This window comes from Mesorhizobium sp. M7A.F.Ca.CA.004.04.2.1 (assembly GCF_004022825.1).
In the GTDB taxonomy this organism is placed as follows: domain Bacteria; phylum Pseudomonadota; class Alphaproteobacteria; order Rhizobiales; family Rhizobiaceae; genus Mesorhizobium.
This window is the reverse complement of the sequence record NZ_RZPH01000178.1, coordinates 1-7895: the sequence shown is the minus strand read 5'-3', so window position 1 is coordinate 7895 and position 7895 is coordinate 1. Positions and strand designations below refer to the sequence as shown.

General features: G+C 62.1%; 10 protein-coding genes. 8 read left to right on the top strand and 2 right to left on the bottom strand.

The features are described 5' to 3' along the window. From EN893_RS10880 to EN893_RS10855, 6 genes are all read left to right on the top strand, one after another. The coding region (locus tag EN893_RS10880; RefSeq protein ID WP_164900795.1) for an RraA family protein at positions 1-617 on the top strand (617 nt) is incomplete at its 5' end. Between the two features lie 147 nt (positions 618-764). Beyond that, positions 765-1874, top strand: coding sequence for a branched-chain amino acid ABC transporter substrate-binding protein (locus EN893_RS10875; RefSeq protein ID WP_127266693.1), 1110 nt, complete (start codon positions 765-767; stop codon positions 1872-1874). Between the two features lie 118 nt (positions 1875-1992). Next, a complete protein-coding gene (locus tag EN893_RS10870) occupies positions 1993-2904 on the top strand; it encodes a branched-chain amino acid ABC transporter permease (protein WP_023809510.1) in 912 nt (303 codons plus the stop codon). Further along, positions 2904-3863: a branched-chain amino acid ABC transporter permease gene (locus EN893_RS10865; protein ID WP_236382683.1), complete on the top strand. Its 960-nt coding sequence runs from the start codon at positions 2904-2906 to the stop codon at positions 3861-3863. Before EN893_RS10870 ends, EN893_RS10865 begins: the two co-directional genes overlap by 1 nt. Before the next feature lie 2 nt (positions 3864-3865). After that, a complete protein-coding gene (locus EN893_RS10860; RefSeq protein WP_127266691.1) occupies positions 3866-4630 on the top strand; it encodes an ABC transporter ATP-binding protein in 765 nt (254 codons plus the stop codon). After that, positions 4630-5358, top strand: coding sequence for an ABC transporter ATP-binding protein (locus EN893_RS10855; protein WP_127266690.1), 729 nt, complete (start codon positions 4630-4632; stop codon positions 5356-5358). Before EN893_RS10860 ends, EN893_RS10855 begins: the two co-directional genes overlap by 1 nt. Positions 5359-5490: 132 nt before the next feature. On the opposite strand, the gene EN893_RS10850 is transcribed toward EN893_RS10855, so the two are convergent. Further along, the gene (locus tag EN893_RS10850; RefSeq protein WP_127270601.1) at positions 5491-5691 is read right to left on the bottom strand and encodes a hypothetical protein; all 201 of its coding nucleotides are present in this window, start codon (positions 5689-5691) and stop codon (positions 5491-5493) included. 63 nt (positions 5692-5754) lie between these two features. Here EN893_RS10850 and EN893_RS10845 point away from each other — a divergent pair, with 63 nt between their 5' ends. Next, positions 5755-5958 (top strand): CsbD family protein, encoded by a 204-nt coding sequence (locus tag EN893_RS10845; protein ID WP_023809505.1) that lies wholly within the window; start codon positions 5755-5757, stop codon positions 5956-5958. A gap of 360 nt (positions 5959-6318) precedes the next feature. Further along, entirely contained in the window at positions 6319-6663 is a 345-nt protein-coding gene (locus EN893_RS38620) for a hypothetical protein (RefSeq protein WP_164748821.1), read from the top strand. A gap of 53 nt (positions 6664-6716) precedes the next feature. Here EN893_RS38620 and EN893_RS10835 read toward each other — a convergent pair. Next, a partial coding sequence (locus EN893_RS10835; protein WP_128361532.1) for a cytochrome c occupies positions 6717-7895 on the bottom strand: 1179 nt, incomplete at its 5' end.

Below are 7895 nucleotides of genomic sequence, written 5' to 3'. Positions count from 1 at the left end.
AAAGCGAACTGATCGACGCGTTCCGCGCCCTTGCGACGCCGTTGATCAGTGACAATCTCGCTCGTGTCCCCGGGGCTGTCGGGTTACGGCCGTTTCATCGGGTGAGCGGCGTCATGGCGGGGAGGGCGCTGACGGTCAGGACCCGCCCCGGCGACAACCAGTTCATCCATCGTGCGCTCGATCTGCTACAGCCCGGCGACGTCATTGTCGTGGACGGCGGTGGCTATGAGGGGCGCGCGCTGGTCGGCGAAATCATGACAAGTGTCGCGGCTTCGCGTGGCGCCGCAGGCATTGTCATCGACGGCGCCATTCGCGATGCCGGTGCCATCGGCCGCAATCCGTTCCCATGTTTCGCGCGGTCGGCCATCCATCTCGGACCTTACAAGGATGGTCCGGGAGCCATAAATGTTCCCGTCTGCATAGGCGGCATGGTCGTCGGTCCTGGCGACATCGTCGTCGGCGACGAGGATGGCGTCGTGGCATTTCCAATCGACGGTGCCGCGGCCTTGCTGGCGGCCGTCCGGTCGCAGGAAGCCCGCGAGGCCGAGATCATGCAGAGCATCCAGGAGAACCGTTATCAGGGAGCCTATGCCCGGGCTTCAAGCGGCAGTCACTGATCTGCCGGGTCAGTCCTTGCCGGTGACAATCGTGTGGCCGGCTGGCGATCTTGCTCAACATAACCGCTCCGCAGCTAACCGAGGGCGAAACAATGCATTTCGGGCACGCCGCCTGGATGCACCAACAGGGGAAAATGGAGAGAATTGATGGTTGTTTCCTTCAAGAGGCTAACTTGCGCCACCGCCCTTGCCGGGCTGGCTCTGACCACGATGGCCGCGGCTGCCGACATCAAGATCGGCATCGTGGCCCCCATGACTGGCCAACTGGCCAGTGAAGGGCAGGATATGGAGAACGCCGTGAAGATGGCGATCGATGCCGTCAACGCCAAGGGCGGCGTCAACGGCGACAAGATCACTACCACCACCGCCGACGACGCCTGCGATCCGCAACAGGCGGTGACCGCAGGCAGCAAGCTTGTCTCGGAAGGCGTGACCGCCATCGTCGGCGGCTACTGCTCGGGCGCCGTCTTGCCGACATTGAAGATCTATGGTGACGCCGGCATTCCGTTCGTCATCATCGGAGCGAACTCGACCAAGCTGGTCGCCGCCAATCAGGGCAATGCCTTCCTCGCCAATTCGACCGGCGACATGCAGGCGACGACAGCCGTCGAACTCTTCAAGAAGAATGGCTACAAGAAGTTCGCGTTCGTGGACGAAGGCGATGCCTATTCATCCGACCTAGCCAAGTTGACCGCCGAAGCTTTCAAGAGCGCTGGCGGCGAAATTGCCGCCAAGGAGACCACCACGGCCGGCGAGCAGGACTATTCGGCGGTCGTCACCAAGATCAAGTCGAGCGGCGCCGATGCTGTCTTCTGGACCGCCTACCATGCCGGTGGCGCTCTGCTCACCAAGCAACTCCGGCAGGCCGGGTTCCAGGGCGGCATCGTGCTGGGCGACGGCAACAATTCACCGGAATATCTGGAGATCGCCGGGTCGGCCGGTGAGGGCGTGTACCTGTTGTCTCCGCCGACTGTCGACCTCTTGTCCGGCGCCGCCGACTTCAAGGCCAAGTACAAGGAAACCTATGGCCGCGACGCCGGCGCCTATGCGGCGCTCTCCCACGATGTGGGCGACCTGATCGTCGATGCGATCACGCGGGCCAAGTCGGCGGATCAGAAGGCGATCATCGAGGCGCTCAAGGCCAGCGATTTCAAGGGCCTCGCCGGTGAAATCAAGTTCACCGACAAGAACACGCTCCAGACCTCGAACTTCCGCCCGGTGATTGCAAAGGGCGGCAAGTGGGTGGCTGTCGAATAAAGGCCAACCGGATTGATGCCGAGGCAGGCCTTGTGGCGGCCTCGGCGTCACCGCCGATTGTCTGGTGCGCCGACGCTGCGCCCAGACAAGACTTTTTCAATTCTGCCCTGGAGCATCAATGACGCTCGACCTGCTTATTCAGCAACTGGTGAACGGTCTTATCGTCGGCTCGTTCTATGCCCTGATCGCGCTTGGCTACAGCATGGTCTTCGGCGTCATCAAGCTCCTGAATTTCGCCCATGGCGACATCTACATGAACGGCGCCTTCGTCGGCCTCATCGTGTTCTCCTTTGTCGGCATATGGGTCGGCAATGGCTGGCTGGGCGTGGTCTGCGCCCTGCTTGTGTCGATGCTGGCTGTCGGCTTGCTCGGCGTCATCATCGAACGCTTCGCCTATCGGCCGATGCGCAATGCGCCGCGCCTCTCCATCCTCATCACGGCGCTTGGTGCCTCGATGGTGTTGAACGGCACGGCACTCGCCCTGACCGGCGGGCGGCATTACGCCTTCAACACCGACCTCGGTTTTGCCGGTGTCGACATTTCCACCGTTCATATCACCTACACGCAGATGGTTCTGGTGGCCGCCTCCATTGCTCTTATGGCAGGCATGCAGGCCTTTGTCTCCCGCACCATGTACGGCAAGGCGATGCGCGCCGTGTCCATCGACATGGGGGCGAGCCGCCTGATGGGCATCGATGTCGACCGGGTGATCGCCTTGACGTTTTTCATGGGCTCGGCGCTCGCTGCCGGCGGTGGGGTCATGGCCGGCGCCTATTATGGCAGTGTCCATTTTTTCATGGGCTTCATCATGGGGCTCAAGGCCTTCACCGCCGCTGTCATAGGCGGGATCGGCAGCGTGCCGGGCGCCATGCTCGGCGGCTTGCTGCTCGGCCTGCTCGAGGCTTTCGGTTCGTCCTTGCCCTTCGTCGGATCGGAGTGGCGTGACGTCTTCGTTTTCGGGACCCTGATCCTGTTCCTTGTGTTCAAGCCGACCGGCCTTCTTGGACGCTCTGTCGTGGAGCGGGTGTGATGATCGACGAAGTGAGAACCATGCCGGCAGCCGTGCAACCGCAATTGATGCGCTGGTCCGTCGTGCTGCCCGGCCTGGCGGCACTCGCCGTCGCGCTGGTGTTGCCGCAATTCGCCAACGGCTATGTGACCGAGGTGGCGACCACGGCGCTGCTCTATGTCGTTTTGTGCCTCGGCCTCAACATTGTCGTTGGCTATGCCGGCCTGCTCGACCTCGGCTACGCCGCCTTCTTCGCAGTCGGCGCGTACACGTCAGGCATCCTGACCGCCGAATTCGGGTTCAATTTCTGGCTCACCATCCCGGTCGCCATGGCGGCAGCCTGCGTGGCTGGCATCATCATCGGGGCTCCGACATTGAGATTGCGCAGCGACTATCTGGCGATCGTGACGCTGGGCTTCGGCGAAATCGTGCGCATCATCGCCCGCAACCTCGACATCACCGGTGGCGCGAGCGGACTCATCGGCATCGAGCGCCCGGAGATATTCGGCTTCAGGTTGATGCAGGTGCAGCACTTCTACTATGCGTTCCTGGTGCTTGCGCTGCTCACCGCCTTCGTCTGTCTGAGCGTCGAGCGATCGCGAATGGGACGAGCCTGGTTCTACGTTCGCTACGATGAGGACGCCGCCGCTGGCATCGGCATCAACCGTGTCACGGCCAAGCTGCAAGCCTATATGATGGGCGCGGTGATCGCTTCGGTGGCCGGATGCCTCTACGCGGCCAAGATGACGGCCATCTCGCCGGAGAGTTTCACCTTCAACCAGTCGCTGCTCATCCTTCTCGGCGTCGTCCTGGGCGGCATGGGCCGCATTCCCGGCGTCGTCCTTGGTGCTGTTCTGGTGGCCCTGCTTCCCGAAGTGCTGCGCGGAGCAGGCACCTATCGTCCCCTGGTGACCGCGATTGCGCTGCTGGCAATCATGCTCTTCAGGCCGAACGGGCTGTGGCCGGACAAGCGAGTTTGACCATGGCGCTGCTGGAAGTCCGCGATCTGCGCCTCAGTTTCGGAGGACTGAAAGTCCTTCACGACATTTCGTTCTCAGTTGAGAAAGGCGCCATCAACAGTCTTATCGGGCCGAACGGGGCCGGCAAGACATCACTCTTCAATTGCCTGACCGGCTTCTACAAGCCGAAGGGCGGCTCGATCAGTCTGGGCGGCCGGCCAATCACCGGCTTGCCGCCGCATCGCATCACCGCGCTCGGCCTCGCCCGCACATTCCAGAACATCCGGCTGTTCAAGGAAATGACCGTTCTGGAAAACGCCATGTCCGGCCAGCATTGCCGCAGCCGCCACGGCATCATGTCGGCGATCCTGCACTTGCCGGCACAGCGGCGCGAGGAGGAGACGATCCGCGCGGCTGGCATGCGCTGGCTCGATTTTGTCGGTATCGAGCAGCATGCGCATCGCCGCGCCGGCGGTCTCTCTTATGGCGATCAACGGCGGCTCGAACTCGCAAGAGCCCTGGCGTCGGCACCCGAACTCATCCTGCTGGACGAGCCTGCCGCCGGCCTGAACGAGCGCGAGAAGCTGGACCTTGTGCACCTGATCCGCCGCATCCGCGACGAAACCGGCGTCACGGTCCTGCTGATCGAGCATGATATGGGCCTGGTCATGCAGGTGTCGGAGAAGATCGTGGTGTTCGACTATGGGCAGAAGATCGCCGACGGACGGCCGGAGGCCGTGCGAACAGACCCCAGGGTCATCGAAGCCTATCTCGGTACGGAGGAATGATGGACGCCGAAATCGTTCTTTCCGCGGACCGCATCGTCGCGCGCTATGACGGCATCGAAGCCCTTCATGGTGTCAGCCTTTCGGTCAAACGCGGCCAGATCGTCGCCCTGCTTGGCGCGAATGGTGCGGGCAAGAGCACCACGCTGCGCACGCTGTCCGGCCTCGTTGCCGCATCCTCCGGATGTGTCCGCTTCCTGGGCGAGGATATAACCAAAGTCCCTGCCCATCGCCTGCCGCATCGCGGGCTCGTCCACGTTCCGGAGGGAAGGCGTATTTTCGGCGACATGACGATCAAGGAGAACCTTGACCTGGGCTCTTTCACGCTTGCCGACGACGCCGAGCGCCGCCGGCGGCTGGATCATGTTTTCGAGCTCTTCCCCATCCTGGCGCGCAGACAGAATGGCGATGCAAGGAACCTCTCGGGAGGCGAGCAACAGATGCTGGCGATCGGCAGGGCCCTCATGGCCGCGCCCAAGGTGCTGTTGCTCGACGAGCCTTCCATGGGTCTGGCGCCGCAACTGATCAAGGAAGTCATGAACATCGTGCAGCGCCTCAATCGTGAAGGCGTGACCATCCTGCTTGTGGAGCAGAATAGCAAAGTCGCCTTGAAATTCGCCGACTATGGCTATGTGCTCAAGGCTGGGCGCGTTGTGCTTGAGGGACCAGGCAGTGATCTTGCGAGCAACGAAGCGGTCATCAGCGCCTATTTAGGTGGCGTCGCTGCTTAGCTGGCAAAGCTGCCAACTCCCGGATTTTTACAAAATGAGGCCGCCACTCCAGTCCAGCCCCTAACATATTGATTTGTGCAGGAAGCACTGACCCTCAGAGACAGACTACGCTGGCTTAAGATGACTGTGCCTCTAGACGGACGGCGGCGACAGGATGAAAAGCGCTTGCGCCTGCTTGGTGGCGGAACTGTTGCGGAAGGTGTGGAGGCGTCTTGGGTCGAAGGTCGTGGCGTCGCCTTCGAGCAGGACGACCTCAATTGATGACGCAGGCTGAGCGTAAAGGAATGGATCGCGGCCTGTGAGAGCAAGACGAGCGTCGAGTTCCAGGAACATCCGTCGTTGATTTGCGTTTGCTCTCCGAGGTTAGACGTTTTCAAACCGAAGGAGAACGGTGTCATGGACTGGAACCGCGTGGAAGGAAACTGGAAACAGGTGAAAGGCAAGGTCAAGGAGCAGTGGGGTAAACTCACGGATGACGACCTTGACCGCATCGCCGGCAAGCGCGATCAACTCGAAGGCAAGATCCAGGAGCGTTACGGCCTCGAAAAGGACCGTGTGCGGCGCGATATCGATGACTGGTACGGTCGACAGGGCTGGTAAGCGCGTGAGCCCCGGGCCGCGGCCAATTCCAAGACGCGGCCCAACAGTCCGGCAGGTCCGGCTCATGCAGATGCCGAGCCTTATCGTCAGTTGAATTTTGCAGCAAGGATTTCGTACTGTGTCAGAAGATATCTCTCGCAAGCAAGAGCAACGGGGGACAAGAAGGATCGTCATGTGGGCGATCGCAGTTACCGCTGTGATTTTCCTTGTTCTGCTGGCTACATTCGTGTTCGGCCCGCTGGTATGATTTTCATCGCCGATGATTGAGTTGTTTCCAGCGAGATCCGGGGATGATCGGGCGTTTGAGGGCGCTTGCAGCGGCCACCGGGCCGCGTCTTGCGACTGCGGCAGCAGGCGCGGATGAGCCGACAACCCGTCAAGTTGATGCCATCCGCGCTGCCCTGGGTGGCAGGCGTATTCGCGGCAATCGCCATTGTTCCGGTAGTTTGCGCCATCAACTTGGTCCGCGGCGACAATCTCCGGGAAACCACCATTGCACAGGCCATCGGGGGCGACCCTGACCGGGCCGTCCCGGCAATGATCCGCAACGGCTGTGGCGGATGTCACGAAATCCCGGGAGTGCCCGGCGCCCGTGGCACCGTCGGTCCGTCCCTGCAAGGCGTCGTCGAAAGAGGGATATACCGGGCCGTCGCGAGCCACCCCGGATGCGATGATGCGCTGGATCAGCAGGGCGCGGTACGTTGACCCGAAGACGGCCATGCCCAATACAAATCTGTCGCCTCAAGAGGCGCGCGACATTACCGCCTATCTCTACGCGCGAACATGAGGCGCGCTGAAGTCGCCCCACGGCGCAGGCGTCTTGCCAGCAAAAGCAGCAGGCCAAGCATCAACACGGCGGCGCCCGCTACAAGTGATTGAGCCGCCAGAATCATGATCGTCTGGCTGGTTGTCGTTCCTGCCCGCATCTGGCGTACATCGGCCGCGGTGACGCTGAGGTCGGGATTTCCGAACCGCACGGTGACGTAATTTGCAAGAGCTGCCACCTGGCCATCATCCAGCCAGCCGCCGAAGGCCGCCATCGATTGACGCCCGGCCACGTCACCAGCTTTGACGCCTTCAAGGATGGTCATGACGACATCCTCGGGCGTGGCCGCGCCGGGGGTGCTGTTACGGGTCAAGGACGGATAGGATCCGTCTGATGATCCGCCTCCGTTCGCCCCATGGCACGTCGAACAGAGCGATCGATAGAGATCATCGCCGGTTGCGGTTCCGCTGCCTTGCGTCATCCCTTCGGTTCCAGCAATGTCGTCGGCCGCGGCCGCGGCCGCGTTACCCCATGAGAAACGCGGCTGCTTCTCGTCTCCCGGTTGGGCGGGCACGTCCCTGAGATAGGCGACAATAGCCTGGATGTCGTCGTCGGAAAGATGCTGCAGGCTGTTCATGACCGTTTCCGCCATCGGCCCGCCCGCGTAGGCCTTCCCGGGCACGGCGCCGGTTTTGAGGAATCGAGACAGCTCTTCGTTGCTCCAGCCGCCGACGCCTGCGATCTTGTCGCTGGTGATGTTGAAGGCGTGCCAGATGCCGGCGGTGCCGCCGGCAAGCTTGTGGTCTTCATCCATGCCGAACGTCGCATTCCTTGGCGTGTGGCAGGCACCGCAGTGGCCGAGCACCTCGACAAGGTAGGCTCCCCTGTTCCATGCGGCGGTCCGGCTCCGGTCAGGCGTGAAACTGCCGCTTTGGAGGTTCGCGAGCTTCCACAGCGCAACCGTCCAGCGCTGGTTGAATGGAAAAGGCAGAATGTTTCGCGGCCGCGGCTGGGAAATCGGCGGCTGCGCAAGGAGATAGGCCCGGATCGCAAGCACGTCCTCGCGGCTCATTGCGGCGAAGCTGTCATAGGGCATGGCGGGGTAGAGATCGGCTCCGTCGCGCCTGATACCTTTCTGGACGGCTCGCACGAACTCGTCCGCGGAATAGCG

Coding starts and splice junctions, on each gene's coding strand:
- EN893_RS10875 (WP_127266693.1), top strand. CDS start 765: ATGGTTGTTTCCTTCAAGAGGCTAACTTGCGCCACCGCCCTTGCCGGG.
- EN893_RS10870 (WP_023809510.1), top strand. CDS start 1,993: ATGACGCTCGACCTGCTTATTCAGCAACTGGTGAACGGTCTTATCGTC.
- EN893_RS10865 (WP_236382683.1), top strand. CDS start 2,904: ATGATCGACGAAGTGAGAACCATGCCGGCAGCCGTGCAACCGCAATTG.
- EN893_RS10860 (WP_127266691.1), top strand. CDS start 3,866: ATGGCGCTGCTGGAAGTCCGCGATCTGCGCCTCAGTTTCGGAGGACTG.
- EN893_RS10855 (WP_127266690.1), top strand. CDS start 4,630: ATGGACGCCGAAATCGTTCTTTCCGCGGACCGCATCGTCGCGCGCTAT.
- EN893_RS10850 (WP_127270601.1), bottom strand. CDS start 5,691: ATGTTCCTGGAACTCGACGCTCGTCTTGCTCTCACAGGCCGCGATCCA.
- EN893_RS10845 (WP_023809505.1), top strand. CDS start 5,755: ATGGACTGGAACCGCGTGGAAGGAAACTGGAAACAGGTGAAAGGCAAG.
- EN893_RS38620 (WP_164748821.1), top strand. CDS start 6,319: ATGAGCCGACAACCCGTCAAGTTGATGCCATCCGCGCTGCCCTGGGTG.